The 18,249-nt window shown below is 61.9% G+C and carries 16 protein-coding genes; 7 read left to right on the plus strand and 9 right to left on the minus strand.

The genetic code is table 11. The features are described 5' to 3' along the window. The first annotated feature begins 181 nt into the window (after window positions 1–181). Together NKJ04_RS24880 and NKJ04_RS24885 are read left to right on the plus strand one after the other, a co-directional pair. The gene (locus tag NKJ04_RS24880; RefSeq protein WP_352677747.1) at window positions 182–1,303 is read left to right on the plus strand and encodes a carbohydrate ABC transporter permease; all 1,122 of its coding nucleotides are present in this window, start codon (window positions 182–184) and stop codon (window positions 1,301–1,303) included. Window positions 1,304–1,309: 6 nt separating this feature from the next. After that, a complete protein-coding gene (locus NKJ04_RS24885) occupies window positions 1,310–2,227 on the plus strand; it encodes a carbohydrate ABC transporter permease (protein WP_023810291.1) in 918 nt (305 codons plus the stop codon). A gap of 279 nt (window positions 2,228–2,506) precedes the next feature. Here the strand turns inward: NKJ04_RS24885 and NKJ04_RS24890 are convergent, their stop codons facing one another. Both NKJ04_RS24890 and NKJ04_RS24895 read right to left on the minus strand, forming a co-directional pair. Next, entirely contained in the window at window positions 2,507–3,250 is a 744-nt protein-coding gene (locus NKJ04_RS24890; protein ID WP_352677749.1) for a creatininase family protein, read from the minus strand. Between the two features lie 3 nt (window positions 3,251–3,253). After that, complete coding sequence (locus NKJ04_RS24895) at window positions 3,254–3,820, minus strand: SIS domain-containing protein (protein WP_352677751.1); 567 nt, start codon at window positions 3,818–3,820, stop codon at window positions 3,254–3,256. A gap of 176 nt (window positions 3,821–3,996) precedes the next feature. Here NKJ04_RS24895 and NKJ04_RS24900 point away from each other — a divergent pair, with 176 nt between their 5' ends. Beyond that, window positions 3,997–5,019, plus strand: a complete 1,023-nt coding sequence (locus NKJ04_RS24900) for an aldo/keto reductase (RefSeq protein WP_352677753.1) — start codon at window positions 3,997–3,999, stop codon at window positions 5,017–5,019. 202 nt (window positions 5,020–5,221) lie between these two features. Here NKJ04_RS24900 and hupB read toward each other — a convergent pair whose 3' ends face one another. The 4 genes from hupB to NKJ04_RS24920 form a co-directional block, all read right to left on the minus strand. Continuing rightward, entirely contained in the window at window positions 5,222–5,494 is a 273-nt protein-coding gene (gene hupB / locus NKJ04_RS24905) for a DNA-binding protein HupB (protein ID WP_023810287.1), read from the minus strand. 297 nt (window positions 5,495–5,791) lie between these two features. Further along, window positions 5,792–8,203: an endopeptidase La gene (gene lon, locus NKJ04_RS24910; protein ID WP_023810286.1), complete on the minus strand. Its 2,412-nt coding sequence runs from the start codon at window positions 8,201–8,203 to the stop codon at window positions 5,792–5,794. Window positions 8,204–8,508: 305 nt separating this feature from the next. Then, a complete protein-coding gene (gene clpX, locus NKJ04_RS24915; protein WP_013532190.1) occupies window positions 8,509–9,783 on the minus strand; it encodes an ATP-dependent Clp protease ATP-binding subunit ClpX in 1,275 nt (424 codons plus the stop codon). 297 nt (window positions 9,784–10,080) lie between these two features. Further along, window positions 10,081–10,710 carry an ATP-dependent Clp protease proteolytic subunit gene (locus NKJ04_RS24920; protein WP_352677756.1) on the minus strand — a complete coding sequence of 210 codons (630 nt, stop codon included), beginning with the start codon at window positions 10,708–10,710 and terminating at the stop codon, window positions 10,081–10,083. Between the two features lie 338 nt (window positions 10,711–11,048). Here NKJ04_RS24920 and NKJ04_RS24925 point away from each other — a divergent pair, with 338 nt between their 5' ends. Further along, window positions 11,049–11,639: a hypothetical protein gene (locus NKJ04_RS24925; RefSeq protein ID WP_352677757.1), complete on the plus strand. Its 591-nt coding sequence runs from the start codon at window positions 11,049–11,051 to the stop codon at window positions 11,637–11,639. A 49-nt stretch (window positions 11,640–11,688) separates the two neighbouring features. Then, complete coding sequence (locus NKJ04_RS24930) at window positions 11,689–13,068, plus strand: pyridoxal phosphate-dependent decarboxylase family protein (RefSeq protein ID WP_023810283.1); 1,380 nt, start codon at window positions 11,689–11,691, stop codon at window positions 13,066–13,068. A 23-nt stretch (window positions 13,069–13,091) separates the two neighbouring features. Here the strand turns inward: NKJ04_RS24930 and NKJ04_RS24935 are convergent, their stop codons facing one another. Further along, window positions 13,092–14,195, minus strand: a complete 1,104-nt coding sequence (locus NKJ04_RS24935) for an NAD(P)/FAD-dependent oxidoreductase (protein ID WP_128305447.1) — start codon at window positions 14,193–14,195, stop codon at window positions 13,092–13,094. A 103-nt stretch (window positions 14,196–14,298) separates the two neighbouring features. Here NKJ04_RS24935 and NKJ04_RS24940 point away from each other — a divergent pair, with 103 nt between their 5' ends. Both NKJ04_RS24940 and NKJ04_RS24945 read left to right on the plus strand, forming a co-directional pair. Then, a complete protein-coding gene (locus NKJ04_RS24940; protein ID WP_352677834.1) occupies window positions 14,299–15,549 on the plus strand; it encodes a cytochrome P450 in 1,251 nt (416 codons plus the stop codon). Between the two features lie 66 nt (window positions 15,550–15,615). Then, on the plus strand, window positions 15,616–16,332 hold the full coding sequence (locus NKJ04_RS24945) for a transporter substrate-binding domain-containing protein (protein ID WP_031212921.1): 717 nt from the start codon (window positions 15,616–15,618) through the stop codon (window positions 16,330–16,332). A 70-nt stretch (window positions 16,333–16,402) separates the two neighbouring features. Here NKJ04_RS24945 and NKJ04_RS24950 read toward each other — a convergent pair whose 3' ends face one another. Both NKJ04_RS24950 and NKJ04_RS24955 read right to left on the minus strand, forming a co-directional pair. Then, window positions 16,403–16,750 carry a cupin domain-containing protein gene (locus NKJ04_RS24950; protein WP_023810280.1) on the minus strand — a complete coding sequence of 116 codons (348 nt, stop codon included), beginning with the start codon at window positions 16,748–16,750 and terminating at the stop codon, window positions 16,403–16,405. A gap of 95 nt (window positions 16,751–16,845) precedes the next feature. Beyond that, window positions 16,846–18,126, minus strand: a complete 1,281-nt coding sequence (locus NKJ04_RS24955) for an O-acetylhomoserine aminocarboxypropyltransferase (protein ID WP_023810279.1) — start codon at window positions 18,124–18,126, stop codon at window positions 16,846–16,848. Window positions 18,127–18,249 lie beyond the last annotated feature (123 nt).

Here is an 18,249-nt window from a genome sequence, read left to right on the forward strand (position 1 = left end):
CCCTAGGCGGGGGGGGGGGCTTGCGATCACCCCCCCCCCCACCCCCCCCCACACCCCCCCACACCGCCCCCGCCGGGGGCGGCCGGCTGGACGCGGGCCTACCCCCGGGCGCGGCCCCCCCCCCCCCCCACCACTTTAGACCGGCTCCGGCTCCTCGAGAGCCTTCAAACGGGCGAGATTTGTGGCTGACCAGACTTCGACCGCGAACCAGTGGCCGGCAGATGCCGGCCCTTCCGATCTGATCTCTCCAGGCCGCAAACGGTTCGGCTGGGCGCTGATGGCCATTGCGACGCTCGGCCTGCTGGCGATGATCGTGCTGGAGATCCTCTACAAGGGCAGCGCCGATACGATCGGCTTCGAGACCTGGCGCCCCGTCGTCTATGCCTATGTTCTGTGGGGTGTGGCGATCGGCGTCGGCCAGGTGCTGACGCGCGGCGAGGATGGCCAACGTGCCCTGTTCCTGCTGCCGGCGCTGCTGTTCACCATCGCCATGGTGATCTTCCCGACGCTGTTCGGATTCTACATCGCGCTCACCGACTGGAACCTCAGCTCGTTCAGCGGCCGCAAGTTCAACGGGCTCGACAATTTCTGGCAGATGCTGGCCGATCCCTACTACCGCAACGCGCTGTTCAACATGGTGCTCTATGTGCTGGCGGTGGCGGTCGAATATGTCATCGCCTTCGGCCTGGCGCTGCTCCTCAACGCCCAGATCCGGGCGCGAAAATTCTTCCGCGTCGTCTTCCTGATGCCGCTGATGCTGTCGCCGGTCGCCGTGTCGTGGATGATCGGCAAGTCGCTGATGGAATACCGGTTCGGACCGGCCGCAACGCTGGCGCGCCATCTCGGCTGGGAAAATCCGGCCTTCTTCTCCGACCCGATCATCGCCCGCATATCGATCATGATACTGGATGCCTGGACCTTCATTCCGTTCATGATGATCATGCTGCTGGCCGGGCTGCAGGCGATGTCGCGCGAGGTGCTCGAAGCCGCACGCGTCGACGGCGCCAGTGCGTGGCAGACCTTCTGGCAGGTCACTTTTCCGCTGATGCTGCCGGTGTCGGTGACGGCGGTGATCCTGCGCATCATCTTCAAGCTGAAGCTTGCCGACATCATCATCACGGTGACGTCGGGCGGCCCGGGCGGCGCCACCGATTCCGTGTCGAGCTTCATCTACCGCGAATATCGCGACCGTTCGAATGTCGGCTACGGAACCATGCTGGCGATGGCCTATCTGGTGATCATCGTCGTGTTCGTCACGTGGCTGTTGAAATTCGCCAACCGTTTTGTCCGAAATGTGAATTGAGCTGAGATGAGCGTTCAGACCACCGAATATGTCGCCTCGGAGATCCGCTCGCCGGCGAGCTTCCTCGCCAGCCGCGTCTTCATCTATGGGGCGCTGGCCTTCTGGGCGTTCATCTGCCTGTTCCCGATCTACTGGACGATCACGACCTCATTCAAAACGGCGGTCGATGTCACGCAAGGCCATCTCATTCCCTTCGTCGACTTCCAGCCGGATTGGAAAGGCTGGCGCTCGCTTGGCCTGTCGCCGGACTCGATCTTCCAGACCTCGACGGTGCGCGAGGAATTCCTCAAGCGCTTCATGAATTCGGTGATTACCTCGGTCGGCGCGTCGAGCCTCGCCATCGTCATCGGCAGCCTCGCCGCCTACGGGCTCACCCGCTATCGCTATCATTTCGCCTGGTTCAGGAACGAGGACATCTCGTTCTTCTTCCTGTCGCAGCTGATCCTGCCGCCGGTGGTGCTCGCACTGCCCTTCCTGGTGCTCTACCGCGAGGTCGGCCTGCTCGACACGCGCGTCGGGCTGATCCTGCTCTACACGCTGATGGTGCTGCCGATCGTCATCTGGATCATGCGCGACCAGTTCAACTCGATCCCGGTCGAGCTCGAGGAAGCAGCGCTTGTCGACGGGCTGTCGATCTGGGGCGCCTTCTTCCGCATCGTCATGCCGATCGCGCTGCCGGGCATGGTCGCCGCCTTCATCCTGGCGATGGTGCTGTGCTGGAACGAGTATTTCTTCGCCGCCCTTTTGACCTCGACCGACGCCAAGACCATCCCGGTCATGGTGGCGAGCCAGACAGGCTCGCAAGGCATCAACTGGTGGTCGATGGCAGCGCTCGCCACGGCGGCTATCGCGCCTCTCGCCGTCATCGGCATCGCGCTGGAACGTTATCTGATCATGGGCATGACTGCGGGTGCGGTGAAGTAGCAGCGAGCGCCGCCAGGCTCCATCACTTCGTCATCCTAGGGCGGAGCAAGGAGCGAAGCGATGCGGCGCAGACCCTAGGATCCATGCCGTGACATCGGCGCTCCGCCACGGTGAAGAAACTTTTGACGCGAGGAAAGGCCGCTGCGAACCGCTTCTATCCTGCGCCGCAGCGTTCGTTGGCTGCGGTCACGGCATGGATCCTAGGGTCTCCGCGACGTCGCTTCGCTCCTGCTTCGCCGTAGGATGACGAACTACCAAAGCCGCCCGACAATCTCGTAGCTAGCTCCTCAGGATCATCCGCAGGTGATCGAGGATCATAGCTACACCCTTCTGCCCAAGCTCGGCCGAAGCATCCGTGGCGCTCGCCGTGTACCAGCTCTTGTTGTCCTCGAAGTGACCGGCATCGACAGCCTCCGGGCATAGCGCCAGCATCAGCGATGTCTCGCCGATGCCGGCATGGTCGAACGGGTACTTGCCGTTCATGTCAGCCGGCATCAGCGGATGAACCTGTACCCAGTTGAAGAAATTTTCACCCGCGGCGTGCCCGGAATAGTAGTCGGCCATCGCCTGCGACCCCCACCAGCCCTCGCCGCGTTCCTTTTCGAGAAAGCGGAAGATCGCCTGGCGACCGGCGGTCTTGAACGCCAGATCGGTCGGCATGCCGGCGGCGAAATTCTCGGTCTGGTGGTGGATGATGGCGTGGATGTTGCGAAAGCCGATGCGCAGCAGGCTGTAGAACAGCTCCTCGCCGAACGGCGCCAGCGCATTGCCGCCGACCTGCACCGAGCCGCTGCCTTCCGGCGGCGCCACCGCATAGCTTGCCGCGCCGTAGTAGAAGGATGGCAGGATGACGACGTCCTTCTCCTTTTCGAACAGTTCCAGCGTCTTGACGACGGCCAGTGTGTCCATGCCGACGGCCATGTGCTCGCCATGGTATTCGAGCACGCCAAGCGGCAGAGCGACCGGCCAATTCTCGGCGATCGCCCTGCGGATCTGGTGTGGCAGCATCAGTTCGTAGCGCATGATCTATTCCATGTTGGTGTGGCGGGCGCGCATTGCTTCAGGCGACGCGCCAATCAATTCCCTGAGCTTCAGCACCATCACCTCGAACAGCAGGAACAGTGCGCCTTCGAACACCGAGCCCATCGGCAGGACCGATGTTTTTTGCGCCCCCTGATCGTTGGCCATGGTCTGCGCGGGAATGAGCAGGGTGAAGTCGGCAAGCCTTGCCGCGCTGGCTTCGGCCTGGGCGGTCAACAGGAGATTGGTTGCACCTGCTTGGCGCGCGACCTGCATCAAGGTCAGCACGGTCGAGGTCTCTCCCGGCCCGGAACTGACCAGGAAGACATCGCCCTGCCCCAGCGGCGGTGTGTTCATGTCGGCGACCACGGAAACCGGTAGGCCCAAATGGTAGAGCCGCATGGCAAAACCCTTGACCTGCAAGGCCTCGCGGCCGCAGCCATAGACGACGATCTGTCGCGCGCCGGCCAGCATTTTGCAGGCGGCGTCGATCCGGCTTTCGTCGATGCGTTCCAGCACGCCGCCCAGCTCCTCAAGCGCGGTCTCGAACAGGCTTTTGCTCTTGTCGCTCACCGCAAACCTGCCATCGAAATCACCCTGGTATTTGCCGCTCTTGCTGCCACGAACAGCTAGATTTCGTTCATGCTAGCAACCGCGAAAATGCGTGTCCAACGCGCAGCAATGCTTTTGCCCGATCACAGGCGTGATAGTGTCATGTCAGACAAATCAAGCGAGGCAAACGGCAGCATATGAAGACACGGCATTTCGACCGCATCGGCAATGGCGGCATCAGTTTCACCGAACTCGGCTTCGGCACGGCGCCGCTCGGCAACCTCTACCGTGCCGTCTCCGACGAGGACGCCAACGCCACGCTGGAGGCCGCGTGGGCGACCGGCTGCCGCTACTACGACACCGCGCCGCTCTATGGGCTCGGCCTCTCGGAAACGCGGCTCAACCCGTTCCTGCGCGGCAAGAGGCGCGACGACTATGTGCTGTCGAGCAAGGTCGGCCGCATCATGCGCGCCTGCCCGCCCGAAGAGCGCACCGGCATCGGCAAGTTCTTCGACACGCCGTCGCGCCGCGAAGTGTACGACTACAGCTATGACGGTGTCATGCGCTCGTTCGAAGCCTCGCTTGAGCGCCTCGGCGTCGACCGGATCGACATCCTTTTCGTGCACGATGTCGACATCTTCACGCATGGCAGCAAGGAAGCCTCCGACCGGCGCATCGAGGAGTTCATGCGCTCGGGCTATTACGGCTTGCTGTCGCTGCGCGACCAGGGCGTGATCAAGGCGTTCGGTGGCGGCATCAATGAGTGGCAGGTCGCGCAGACGCTGGCCGAGCGCGGCGACTTCGACCTGTTCCTGCTGGCCGGTCGCTATACGCTCTTGGAACAGGAGGCGCTGACGTCCTTCCTGCCGCTCTGCCAGGCACGCGGCATCGGCATCGTTCTCGGCGGACCCTACAACTCCGGCATCCTGGCGACCGGACCGAAGCCCGGCGCCTACTACAACTACTCCGAAGCGCCGAAGGACATACTCGATCGGGTCGCCGGGATCGAAAACGTCTGCAAGCGTCATGGTGTCAGGCTGATCGAGGCCGCCCTGCAATTCCCGCTGCTGCATCCTTCAGTCGTTTCGGTGATCCCCGGTGGGCAGCGGCCGAGCGAAGTCGAGAGCAATCGCTCGCTGCTCGATGCGAAACTGCCCGCAGCCCTTTGGGCCGATCTCAAGAAGGAAGGCCTTATGCGCCCTGAAGCGCCGACCGCATAAGCCGGCCGCCGTCGCGTCAGCGTCTGGCACAAAAATGAAAAGCCGGGCAAGCCCGGCTTTTCTGGTCTCGTGTACCTGCGTAGGGCATAAAAATGAAAAGCCGGGCAAGCCCGGCTTTTCTGGTCTCGTGTACCCGCGTAGGGCATAAAAAATGAAAAGCCGGGCAAGCCCGGCTTTTCTGGTCTCTGAAAAGAAAAAACGCTTAGTTGACTGCGTCCTTGAGGCCTTTGCCGGCCGAGAACTTCGGCACGGTACGCGCCGGGATCTTCACTTCGGCGCCGGTCTGAGGATTGCGGCCGGTCGAGGCGGCACGCTTTGACACGGTGAAATTGCCAAAGCCGACAAGCCGGACATCGCCGCCCTTCTTCAGTTCGCCGGTGATGGTGGAAAATACCGCATCGACCGCCGACTGCGCGTCACCCTTCGAAATGCTCGCGGCGTCGGCGACAGCGGACACCAGTTCGTTCTTGTTCATAAAAATTCCCTTCCATGAGAACACCGGAACTATCGACTCATCCGGCAGGAAACGGACTTTAGAAAGAAGCGCTCCCGCAACCAAGTCGAAAAGGCAGGAAAAAAGCGGAAAAAGCCCGGAAATGCTGGGTTTTTCACATGAAAAAGCCGGGCTCGAGGCCCGGCTCTCCGTTTGTGCGCTGCAACCTTGACGAAAACCAACACATGGCCCCGAAACCGTAGCCGGTTTTCGGCAGGGGCCATGCGCAAGTCTGAGCGTTAGAGCATCCTTTGCGCGTCCAGATGGACGCCCGGAACTCTAATGCGCCAGGGACTTTCCAGCGTCGTCGGCACTGTCTGTCGCGGCCGGCGGATTGACCGGTTCGACCCATTCGATCGGCTCCGGCATACGCACCAGCGCGTGCCGCAACACCTCGCCGACACGTGAGACCGGAATGATCTCCATGCCGTTCTTCACATTGTCCGGAATCTCCGCCAGGTCCTTGGCATTGTCTTCCGGGATCAGCACCTTCTTGATGCCGCCGCGCAGTGCGGCGAGCAGCTTCTCCTTGAGCCCGCCGATCGGCAAGATGCGGCCGCGAAGCGTTATCTCGCCGGTCATCGCCACATCCGCCCGGACCGGAATACCCGTCAGTACCGACACAATGGCTGTCGCCATGGCAGCACCTGCCGACGGGCCGTCCTTCGGCGTGGCGCCTTCCGGCAAGTGCACGTGGATGTCGCGCTTGTCGAACAGCGGCGGCTCGATGCCGAAATCGACGGCGCGCGAGCGGACATAGGAGGCCGCCGCCGAAATCGATTCCTTCATCACGTCGCGCAGGTTGCCGGTCACCGTCATGCGGCCTTTGCCGGGCATCATGACGCCTTCGACCGTCAGCAGTTCGCCGCCGACTTCCGTCCAGGCAAGACCTGTGACGACACCGACCTGATCGTCAGCCTCGACCTGGCCGAAGCGGTAGCGCTGCACACCAAGGTAATCGGAGAGGTTCTCCGCCGTGATGCTCACCGTCTTCTTCTTCGTCTTCAGGATTTCGGTCACCGCCTTGCGCCCGAGCTTCATCAGCTCGCGCTCCAGGCTCCTGACGCCCGCTTCACGGGTGTAGGTCTGGACGATGGCGCGGATCGCGTCCTCACCGACGGAAAACTCCTTCGGCTGCAGCGCATGATCGCGGATCACCTTCGGCATCAGGTGCCGCTTGGCGATCTCGATCTTCTCGTCCTCGGTGTAGCCGGCGATACGGATGATCTCCATGCGGTCCATCAAGGGCGCCGGGATGTTCAGCGTGTTCGCCGTCGTCACGAACATGACGCTCGACAGATCGTATTCGACCTCGAGGTAATGGTCCATGAACGTCGAGTTCTGTTCCGGATCGAGGACCTCGAGCAACGCCGATGACGGATCGCCACGGAAGTCCTGGCCCATCTTGTCGATCTCGTCGAGCAAGAAGAGCGGGTTGGACTTCTTGGCCTTCTTCATCGACTGGATGACCTTGCCGGGCATCGAGCCGATATAGGTGCGCCGGTGGCCACGGATCTCGGCCTCGTCACGCACGCCGCCAAGCGCCATGCGGATGAATTCGCGACCGGTCGCCTTGGCGATCGACTTGCCGAGCGAGGTCTTGCCGACGCCGGGAGGGCCGACGAGGCACAGGATCGGCCCCTTCAGCTTCTTCTGGCGGCTTTGCACGGCGAGATACTCGACAATGCGCTCCTTGACCTTGTCGAGGCCGAAATGATCGGTGTCGAGCACGTTCTGCGCAAAAGCCAAATCCTGCTTGACCTTGGAGTTCTTGCCCCAGGGAATCGACAGAATCCAGTCGAGATAGTTGCGCACGACGGTCGATTCAGCCGACATCGGCGACATCGTCCGGAGCTTCTTCAACTCGGCTTCCGCCTTTTCGCGGGCCTCCTTGGAGAGCTTGGTCTTCTTGATGCGCGCCTCGATCTCGGCGGCCTCGTCGCGGCCGTCCTCACCTTCGCCGAGTTCCTTCTGGATCGCCTTCATCTGCTCGTTGAGGTAGTATTCGCGCTGCGTCTTCTCCATCTGGCGCTTGACGCGCGAGCGGATGCGCTTCTCCACCTGCAGGACGGAGATTTCGGCTTCCATGAAGCCCATAGCCTTTTCCAGCCGCTCCTTGACCGAGAGCGTGGCCAGCATTTCCTGCTTCTCAGGGATCTTGATGGCGAGATGCGAGGCAACCGTGTCGGCGAGCTTGGAATAGTCGTCGATCTGGCTGGCGGCACCCACCACTTCGGGCGAGATCTTCTTGTTCAGCTTGACGTAGTTCTCGAAGTCGGTGACGACCGAACGCGCCAGCGCCTCAACCTCGACCTCTTCCTCTTCCGGCTCGACCAGCGCTGCGGCGCGGGCCTCGTGGAAGTCGGGACGGTCGGTGAACGAGACGATTTTCGCACGCGAAGCGCCTTCGACCAGAACCTTGACGGTGCCGTCGGGCAGCTTGAGCAATTGCAGCACATTGGCGAGCGTGCCGATGTCGAAGATGGCATCGGGCTCGGGATCGTCGTCGGCGGCATTCATCTGGGTGGCAAGCAGGATCTGCTTTTCCTGACCCATCACCTCTTCCAGCGCCTTGATCGACTTCTCACGCCCGACGAAGAGCGGCACGATCATGTGCGGGAACACCACGATGTCGCGCAGTGGGAGAACTGCGAAGACGCCGTCGCTGGGTGCCTTGGATACTTTGGCCATTGTCCAACCTTTCATGTCGCGGCCGCCAATCAGCCAACCGCGAATCTTATATTAACGACCGGGGATCGTTCCGCCTACCACCGTTTATGACGGGAGTTTTACAGCACAGAAATCGGGCACCTCGGCCTTCTCCAGTTAGTTGGATGCACGACCCCCAAAGATCAAGGGGCGCGTCCAAATCCGCACTTCCAACCCGTCCGCGAGTGACACATTTGCGACGCCAAGCCGTACGCCGCGCAAAACCCCTGCGCGACAGCAAAACGGCGCCTTGCGGCGCCGTTCCAGAATTTCGCTGCGGGCTCATGTCAGGCGCTGACATTGCCCTTCTTTTCCTTCTGCTCGGAGTAGATGTAGAGCGGCCGGGCACTGCCGGTCACCACCTCCTCCGAAATCACCACTTCGCGCACGCCTTCGAGCGCGGGAAGCTCGAACATCGTGTCGAGCAGGATCGCCTCCATGATCGAACGCAGGCCGCGCGCGCCGGTCTTGCGCTCGATGGCGCGCTTGGCGATCGCCGAAAGAGCGTTCTCGTGGAAGGTCAGGTCGACATTCTCCATCTCGAACAGCCGCTGATACTGCTTGACCAGCGCGTTCTTCGGCTCGGTCAGGATCTGGATCAGCGCCGGTTCGTCGAGGTCTTCCAGCGTCGCCAGAACCGGCAGACGGCCGACAAATTCGGGGATAAGACCGAACTTCAACAGATCCTCGGGCTCGACCAGGCGGAAGACATCGCCAGTGCGGCGATCCTCCGGCGAAGCGACGACCGCGCCGAAGCCGATCGAGGTCTTGCGGCCGCGATCCGAGATGATTTTGTCCAGCCCGGCGAAGGCGCCGCCGCAGATGAACAGGATGTTGGCCGTATCGACCTGCAGGAACTCCTGCTGCGGGTGCTTCCTGCCGCCTTGCGGCGGCACGGAGGCGACGGTGCCTTCCATGATCTTCAGAAGCGCCTGCTGCACGCCCTCGCCCGACACGTCGCGGGTGATCGAGGGATTGTCCGACTTGCGCGATATCTTGTCGATCTCGTCGATGTAGACGATGCCGCGCTGGGCCCGCTCGACATTGTAGTCGGCCGATTGCAACAGCTTCAGGATGATGTTCTCGACGTCCTCGCCGACATAGCCGGCTTCGGTCAGCGTCGTCGCATCAGCCATGGTGAAGGGCACGTCGATGATGCGGGCCAGCGTCTGCGCGAGCAGCGTCTTGCCGCAACCGGTCGGGCCGATCAAAAGGATGTTGGACTTCGCCAGTTCGACATCGTTGTTCTTGCCGGCATGCGCGAGGCGCTTGTAGTGGTTGTGGACCGCCACCGACAGCACGCGCTTGGCGTAGGGCTGACCGATGACATAATCGTCGAGAACCTTGAGGATTTCCTGCGGTGTCGGCACGCCTTCGCGCGACTTCACCATCGAGGTCTTGTTCTCCTCACGGATGATGTCCATGCAGAGTTCGACGCACTCGTCGCAGATGAAGACCGTCGGACCGGCGATCAGCTTGCGCACTTCGTGCTGGCTTTTGCCGCAAAACGAGCAGTAAAGCGTGTTCTTGGAATCGCCGCTGTTGTTGCCGACCTTGCTCATTTTCATGTCCTTTCATGGCCGCCCGCCGATGGTCTGGCTGAAAGGGCGCATACTCTATCTATCGCGGGAATCCGCCGCCGCCAGTGTGTCCCGGCTCCCGCAACGCATTCCGTACGAAACACAAATCAGAAAACGTGGCAATGATTCGCGACAACCCCGCATAAAGCTAAGCCGCCGAAACTCAACATAGCCTTAACGTAGGCAATCCTGTCCCCCGAGGGAACAGCCAATTGTGGCCGAAATGCCGCAAGACACACCAAAAGCGCGTGATGCCGCCATCCAACTGCCAATAAGCCCTTATGCCACAGCGCCTTCAGGCGGCTCGCGCGACGAAATGACCTTGTCGATGAGGCCGAAATCCCTGGCTTCGTCAGCGGTCATGAAATGGTCGCGGTCGAGCGTCTTCTCGATCTCTTCGTAGCTCTTGCCGGTGTGCTTGACGTAGACCTCGTTGAGGCGACGCTTCAGCTTGATGATATCCATGGCATGGCGCTCGATGTCGGATGCCTGGCCCTGGAAGCCGCCGGAAGGCTGGTGAACCATGATGCGGGCGTTCGGCGTGGCAAAGCGCATATCCTTGTGGCCGGCGGTCAACAGCAGCGAGCCCATCGAAGCGGCCTGGCCGATGCAGAGCGTCGACACGGCCGGCTTGATGAACTGCATGGTGTCGTAGATCGCCATGCCGGAGGTGACGACGCCGCCCGGCGAATTGATGTAGAGGTTGATTTCCTTCTTCGGATTCTCGGCTTCGAGGAACAAAAGCTGCGCGCAGACCAGCGTCGCCATGCCGTCCTCGACCGGACCGGTGATGAAAATGATGCGCTCCTTGAGAAGACGCGAGAAAATGTCGTAGGCCCGCTCGCCGCGATTGGTCTGTTCGACCACCATCGGAACGAGGTTCATGTAGGTTTCGACGGGGTTCTTCATCAGTTGTCTCTTATCTCGCGGTGGGATTCCGGCGCCGGGAATGCTGGCGGATCGGGCAGAATCGGTTCTGGATCGTTATTCCGTAAATAGGATGCCGGCTCATCCTTGTGCAAGGCCGACCCCTCCTAGCCATCTGGGTAAGTCGAATCAAGCTTTCTGACCAAGGATTCGCGGCAGCGGATGCTTCCGCGGGTCCGGAGCCGCATGGCCGGCCGCGCAAGGTAGCAGTTTCTTAACCGCGTCACTTAACGAAATGCGGCGAAACCGCTTTTCTCCGAAACGGCTTCCTCTACAATTCAACGTTGAACTTATGCGTAGAGTTCAACAGGGGGAGTGTCATGCCCGGGAAAACCGCATGCTTCACCATCGCCGGGCTGACCATGCTCGGCACGATTTCGCAGACGGCGGCCGGCGGCCGCGCCGTCGAATGTTATGAACCGGTCCGCAGTCCGGCCGTCTACGACACGGTCTATGAAGACCTGATGATCAGTCCGCCCGGCCAGCAGGTCGACTATATCGCCCCTATCTATGGCACGCGCGAGCGCGTCGTGATGACCGTTCCGGCGCAAGTGACCTACCAGATCGTGCCGGCCGTCACCCGCACCGTCTACCGCACGGTCCGGGTCGATGGCGGCGGCTACTCCTGGGAATGGCGCGTCATCCATGGCCGCAAGGTGCTGTGCAAGGTATGGCACAAGGCGCGCTACGAACGTGTTGCCAAAACCGTGGTGATCCAGCCCGAACGCACGCGGCGCGTGGTCATCCCCGCACAGTACGACAGGATCGCCCAGGAGGTGCTGGTGCAGCCCGAGCAAAGGCGCGTCATCGATGTCCCCGCCTCCTACCAGACCGTCGCGCGCCGCGTGCTGGTTCGCGAAGGTTCATCGGGCTGGCGGCGGGTGCATATTCCCAGGCATTGCCAGGATTAGCGAGCATAGCGTAACCTGCGTCGCAGCGGATCTCCGTAGGGCTGAGGGCATGCGCGACCTGGAAATTTCCAATCAGGAATTGTCAGACCTTGCCGAAGAAGCCTTGGCGCTTGCCAAAGGTTACTGGGCCTCCCTCGAGGAACGTCGGACGTATCCCACGACCAGCGGCAAACAGACGACCGAACTGTTCTCGCGGCCTTGGCAGGAGAGCGGCCGCGGACGGGAAGTCTTGCAGGATTTCAAGTCGATCGCGGAGCATGTGCGGCCTTCAACCGGCAGATTCTTCGGTTATGTCGTCGGCTCCGGCGAACCGGTCGGCGCGCTGGGGGAACTGCTGGCTGCGGTGCTCAATCAGAATGTGACGTCGTGGCGGTCGGCTCCGGCTGCGACATCGATCGAACGCGCCGTGATCGGGTGGTTGGCGGAGGCTGTCGGTTGCCCCGGATTTACAGGCAGCCTGTGCGGCGGCGGCTCGACGGCGAACCTCATGGCCCTGGCGATGGCGCGGGAAGCGAAGCTACCAGCCAACGAAACAGGCGTGCGGCCCTGCGTGATCTATGCTTCCGAGCAAGTGCACATGTCCATTCCAAAGGCCGTCGCGCTGTTGGGGATCGGTAGAAAAAATCTCCGTTTGATCCCTGTCGACGACAAATTCAGGATGCGGACGGATGCCCTCCAGGCGGCTATCACCGTCGACCGCGAGGCCGGAAACATGCCAATCGCCATCGTGGCCACGGTCGGCACCATCATCTCCGGTGCGATCGATCCCCTTCCCGAGATTGCAGACATCGCCCGGAGGGAGGCGCTGTGGATGCACGTCGACGGTGCCTACGGAGGGCTGGCGGCTCTTGCGGCGCCGGAAAAGTTCCAAGGGTTGTCTTCGGCGGATTCGCTGTCACTGGATGCGCACAAATGGCTCTATCAGCCACTCGATTGCGGCTGCCTGCTCTATCGTCACCCGGACATCGCGCGAAAGACTTTTTCGCACAGCGACGACTACGTCAGGATACTGAGCGATGACCCTACGGAAGCATTTGCGTTCTTTGAGGAGTCGATCGAACTCTCTCGACGCTTCCGTGCGCTGAAGCTCTGGATGTCGCTGCAGTATCACGGACGCCGTGCCTATCGCGAAGCCATCGCCCGCGATCTCAACCATGCCCAGATGTTGGCGCAGGCAATCGCGTCGCAGCCGGAGTTGGAACAGCTTGCACCCGTATCGCTAAGCGCAGTCTGTTTCCGCCACCGCTCAAAGAACAATGAAGCGATCCTGCGCCGCGTGATCGCGCGCGGCCGGGTGTATCTGTCGAATGCGACGATCAACGGCCATTTCGCGCTGCGCGCGTGTTTCGTCAATCACCGAACGACCCCAGATGACGTGCAGGCGATTGTGTCCGAAGTCATTGCCGCCGCAGACGAAATCAATCGCTGAGTGAGTCTTCAACCTGGCGGCGTTCAGGCCACTTCCGCCCGCAGCCATGTCTTCAGGCCGGCGATGTCGCCGTCGCCCACCGCGGCCGCAACGCGCCGGCCGACGGCGGCGCCGAATTTGTAGCCATGGCCGGAGCAGGCCGAGACGATCAGGCATTTTCCTCGCTCGTGAGCGAAGAACTTCTCATCTTCGGTGAAGGTGTAGGCGCAGGTGACCACCTCGGTCACCCTGTATTCCTCGATGCGCGCGATCGGCGGCGAAAACAGGTTGCGGATCGCCTCGCCCTCGCCCGCCACCGGCTGACGGTTCCAATCGGCGTCGCTGGTCGGCACCCTGTGCAGCCCGGACCCGAATTTCATGCCGGCGCCGCCGGAGGGCGGGATCACATAGCCGTCGATCGCGCCGCCGACATCGAGGACAACCGGTGCCACCCGCCAGGCGGCCTTGAGGTCGGCCGGCGGTTCGACATAGGCGAGTGCGGTTCGATAGGTCTTCAGCTCGCCGTCCAGTTCCGGAAACAGTTTCAGCACCCAGGCGCCGGCGGCGACAACGATACGGTCGGCCTGCATCGTCTCGCCGCTTTCGAGCACGATGTGGCCGGCTTCGGCGTCGACTTCGATGACCTTGCTGTTTTCGTAGACATTGGCGCCGTTGGCGCGCAGCCAGTTTGCCATGCCGGAGGCTATCTTGCGGCAATGCAGGGCGCCGCCTTCGGTCGAGAAATAGGCGTAGCGAAACGAGCCGGCTTCGAGAAACGGCCAGCGTTTCACTGCTGCATCGGGCTCCAGCAATTCGAACGGAAAATTGCCTTCTTCCAGGCCCTCGCGATATTCCTCGGCCTCGTCGCCCGGTTCGCGCGAAACGCAGACAAATCCGCGCGCATCAAGATGGCTTTCGCCGAGATCGGCCCACATCTCGTCCCAGGCCTGGTAGGCTTCGGTGATCAGCCGGCCATAGCCGGTCCCCGCGCGGTAAGCGCGGCGGATGATGCGATGATGGTCGCCCGACGCGGCCATCGGGTTTGGGATCGGCCCTTGCTCGACGATCGAAACGCTGTGGCCGGCCTTGACCAGCGACCACGCCGTGGAGAGACCGGCAATGCCCGCGCCGACAACGATCACATTCATCAAATCAGACTTTCCGCAGCCGGTCGGCTGGCTCAACGTATTCGATTGCGGGCGCCAACATACGGTCTGGAACCAGGCTGGCAAGCCGCGCTATTGGTCTGGCATGAGCAAATTGACGCCACCCGCCCTGGTCTTTGATCCAGCCACTCGACGCCTGCGGCTCGACCCGCACGAGCCGGCCTTTTTTCAAAACCCTTATGATGCCTATGCTTTCCTGCATGGCGTATCGAATGCATTCTTCTGGGAAGAATTCGGCTTCTGGTGCTTTGGCGGCTTCGACGACGTCAACCGGCTGCTGCGCGACCGCCGCTTCGGCCGCCAGAACCCGGCCGGCATTCCAGACAGCCGCGGCATTGGACAGGACCGCAGCCATCTCAGGGCCTTCGACGAGCTCGAAGCCAATTCGATGCTGGAACTGGAGCCGCCGGTGCACACGCGTCTGAGAACACTGGTCAACCGCGCCTTCGTCTCGCGCCAGGTCGAAAGGCTGCGGCCGCGTGTCGAGGCCTTGGCCAACGACCTGATCGACCGTTTCGAACCAGGCAAGACGGTCGACCTGTTGCCTGCTTTCGCGGCGCCCTTGCCGATCACCATCATTGCCGAAATGCTCGGCGTGCCGGTCGAAATGGGGCCGCAACTGCTCGACTGGTCGCACCAGATGGTTGCCATGTATATGCATGGCCGCACCCGCGAAATCGAAGAGACGGCCAACCGCGCCGCGCGCGAATTTGCGGATTTCCTCCGTGGCTACGTCACCGAACGACGCAGGAATCCCGGCGACGACCTTTTGTCGCTGCTGATCTCGGCGCAGGAGGATGGCCAAAAGCTGTCGGAGGACGAGATGGTGTCCTCGGCGATCCTGCTGCTCAATGCCGGCCATGAAGCGACCGTGCACCAGACCGGCAATGCCGTCCGCTCGATCCTTGCGCAAGGGGGCGATGTCAGCCGCTTCTTCGGCTCGCCCGAGACGACCGCGGCAACGGTCGAGGAATGCCTGCGGTTCGACGCGCCGCTGCACATGTTCACGCGCTACGCCTATCAGGAGATCGAAGTCTCGCCCGGCATCGTCGTGCAGCCGGGGCAGACGATCGGGCTGCTGCTTGGCATGGCCAATCATGACCCGCGCGCCTTCGCCGATCCCCTCGCTTTCCGGCCCGACCGTGCCGACCAGAAGAACGTCTCCTTCGGCGCCGGTATCCATTTCTGCATCGGCGCGCCGCTCGCCCGGCTCGAATTGCAGGTGTCGCTGAAAACCTTGTTCGAACGGCATCCGAAGCTGCATCTTGCCGAAAGCCCAAGCTTCCGCGACACTTACCACTTCCATGGGCTGGAAACGCTCGCCGTCGGCTTTTGACGATCGCGAACCTGGGGCTGCCTCAGCCAGTTTCCGGCAAAATAGGACGGCGACGCTTTGCCTGACATGACCGAGTTGAAATTCGCCTTCCTGGAAGAGCCGCCATTCTGCTTCACCGGCGCACCGGGCGAGGTCTCAGGCTGTGACGTCGAGCTTGCGCGCAGGCTCGGTGACATGCTCGGATTGGCGAGCTTTAAGCCGATCGAAACCGAATTCGCTGAGCTGCTGCCTGGGTTGGTCGAGGGCCGTTGGACCATGACGACCGGCCTGTTCTTCTCCGAAGAGCGCAGGCAGCTTGTCGACTTCACACGGCCGATATGGGCGTTGCAGGACGGGTTGCTGGTCGCGGTGGACAATCCGTGCGGCTTTCGCGGCTACCAATCCATTGCCGAGGACGGAACAGCGTTGATTGGTGTCATAAACGATCAGGTTCAGCACCTTACGGCGCTGCACAACGGAATTGCGCCTGGGCAGATCAGGATGTTTGCAACGCAGGCGGATGCGGCGGACGCAGTGGCCAACGGCGTCGTGCACGCCGATGCCAGCGTCGCCATGGCGCATCGAGGCTATCTGACCCGGCGGCCCGAAATGCGGCTTGGACTTGTCGAGGTTCCCTCGATTGAAAAGCAGCCGTCGGCCGGTGCCTTCGCGATCGCCAAAGGCAATTCAGCCCTGCTCCGGCGCATCGATGCTTGCCTCGATGAATTGGTGGGCAGCGACTGGCACCGACAGATGATGGCGCGATACGGATTCTCGGACAGCGATATCGATCGCATCGTTTGATCCGCACATCTGTTGTTGTTCGACCATGATCTTTACCCGAAAACCGGCCTCCACTTTTCGGGATCATGGTCTACAGCTTGATCACATATTCCTTGCGAGTCGTTTCAAGCACTTCCCAGCTGCCTTTGAAGCCGGGCCTCAGCACGAAGCTGTCGCCGGCCCGAACGGTGCGCGCTTGCCCACCGTCCTCCGCGATCACCGAAACGCCGGACAGGATGTGGCAAAACTCCCACTCGTCATAGACGATGCGCCATTTGCCCGGGGTCGATTCCCAGATGCCGGCGTAGAGGCCGCCGTCGCGCTCCTCGACATTCCAGGTGCGGAATTTGGGATCGCCCGAGATCAGCCGGTCCGGCGCCGGCGCGCCAGATTCAGGCTCGACGGCGTCAGTCGCTATTGTCAGGTAATGCGCGGACAAGAACTTGCCTCCATGAAAGAGCCGGCTTCGCGTCGGCTCACCCCCACCCCGGCGCTGCGCGCCGACCCTCCCCACAAGGAGGAGGGTAAAAAAGATCAGACCTTGGCAAGCGCCTGTTCGAGGTCGGCGACGATGTCGTTGACGTCCTCGATGCCGATCGAAAGCCGCACCGTGTCCGGTCCTGCGCCGGCCTTGACCTTCTGCTCGTCGGAAAGCTGGCGGTGCGTGGTCGAGGCCGGGTGGATGACCAGCGACTTGGTGTCGCCGACATTGGCCAGGTGCGAGAACAGTTCGAGCGCCTCGACGAATTTGACGCCGGCGTCATAGCCGCCCTTGAGAGCGAAGGTGAACACGGCGCCGGCGCCAAGTGGTGAGTATTTCTTCTGCAGGGCGTTGTTCTTGTCGCTGGGCAGGCCGGGATAGTTCACCGAGGCAACCTTGGGGTGGTTGGACAGCCAGGCAGCAACCGTCACGGCGTTGTCGCAGTGGCGCTGCATGCGCAGCGGCAAGGTTTCCAGGCCGGTCAGGATGAGGAAGGCATTGAACGGCGAGATCGCCGGGCCGAGATCGCGCAGGCCGAGCACACGCGCGGCAATGGCGAAAGCGAAATTGCCGAAGGTTTCGTGCAGGACGAGGCCGCCATATTCGGGGCGCGGTTCCGACAGCATCGGATATTTGCCCGACTTCGACCAATCGAAGGTGCCGCCATCGACGATGGCGCCGCCGATCGAATTGCCGTGACCGCCGATGAATTTGGTCAGCGAATGGACGACGATGTCGGCACCATGCTCGATCGGCCGGATCAGGTAGGGCGAGGCCAGCGTGTTGTCGACGATCAACGGCAGGCCGTGCTTGCGTGCGATGTCGCCGATCTTCTCGATATCGACGAAGGTGCCGCCCGGATTGGCCAGGCTCTCGATGAAGAGAGCCTTGGTCCTGTCGTCGATCTGGCTTTCGAAGGTCGAGATGTCGTTGGTGTCGGCCCAGCGCACCTCCCAGCCGTAATTCTTGAAGGCATGGCCGAACTGGTTGATCGAACCGCCATAGAGCTTGTTGGCGGCAACAAAATTGTCGCCAGGCTGCATCAGATTGTGGAACACGATCACCTGCGCGGCATGGCCGGAGGCGACCGCAAGAGCCGCCGTGCCGCCTTCGAGGGCCGCCATGCGCTCTTCCAGCACCGCCTGGGTGGGGTTCATGATGCGGGTATAGATGTTGCCGAAAGCCTTCAGTCCGAACAGTGAGGCGGCATGGTCGGCATCGTCGAAGACGAAGGAGGTCGTCTGGTAGATCGGCGTGGCGCGAGCGCCGGTCGCCGGGTCGGGCTTGGCGCCGGCATGGACGGCGAGCGTGTTGAAACCTGGCGTGCGGGTCACTGAAAACCTCCCTGAAAAACCTTCTGAAATTCGCCGGGCATTCTTGGCGAAGCCCGGCCTCGAATGCAAAGAAGAAAATACCCTTCCGTGCAGGACCTTCTATCAAGCGGCAGGAAAATACGG

The organism is Mesorhizobium sp. M0618 (assembly GCF_040320765.1).
GTDB lineage: Bacteria > Pseudomonadota > Alphaproteobacteria > Rhizobiales > Rhizobiaceae > Mesorhizobium.

What these genes read in the sequence shown, in the direction of transcription:
- clpX (WP_013532190.1), bottom strand. Translation starts at nt 9,783, where the DNA reads ATGAGCAAGGTCGGCAACAACAGCGGCGATTCCAAGAACACGCTTTAC.
- NKJ04_RS24900 (WP_352677753.1), top strand. Translation starts at nt 3,997, where the DNA reads ATGAAGACACGGCATTTCGACCGCATCGGCAATGGCGGCATCAGTTTC.
- NKJ04_RS24885 (WP_023810291.1), top strand. Translation starts at nt 1,310, where the DNA reads ATGAGCGTTCAGACCACCGAATATGTCGCCTCGGAGATCCGCTCGCCG.
- NKJ04_RS24935 (WP_128305447.1), bottom strand. Translation starts at nt 14,195, where the DNA reads ATGAATGTGATCGTTGTCGGCGCGGGCATTGCCGGTCTCTCCACGGCG.
- NKJ04_RS24940 (WP_352677834.1), top strand. Translation starts at nt 14,299, where the DNA reads ATGAGCAAATTGACGCCACCCGCCCTGGTCTTTGATCCAGCCACTCGA.
- NKJ04_RS24930 (WP_023810283.1), top strand. Translation starts at nt 11,689, where the DNA reads ATGCGCGACCTGGAAATTTCCAATCAGGAATTGTCAGACCTTGCCGAA.
- NKJ04_RS24920 (WP_352677756.1), bottom strand. Translation starts at nt 10,710, where the DNA reads ATGAAGAACCCCGTCGAAACCTACATGAACCTCGTTCCGATGGTGGTC.
- NKJ04_RS24890 (WP_352677749.1), bottom strand. Translation starts at nt 3,250, where the DNA reads ATGCGCTACGAACTGATGCTGCCACACCAGATCCGCAGGGCGATCGCC.
- NKJ04_RS24925 (WP_352677757.1), top strand. Translation starts at nt 11,049, where the DNA reads ATGCCCGGGAAAACCGCATGCTTCACCATCGCCGGGCTGACCATGCTC.
- hupB (WP_023810287.1), bottom strand. Translation starts at nt 5,494, where the DNA reads ATGAACAAGAACGAACTGGTGTCCGCTGTCGCCGACGCCGCGAGCATT.
- NKJ04_RS24945 (WP_031212921.1), top strand. Translation starts at nt 15,616, where the DNA reads ATGACCGAGTTGAAATTCGCCTTCCTGGAAGAGCCGCCATTCTGCTTC.
- lon (WP_023810286.1), bottom strand. Translation starts at nt 8,203, where the DNA reads ATGGCCAAAGTATCCAAGGCACCCAGCGACGGCGTCTTCGCAGTTCTC.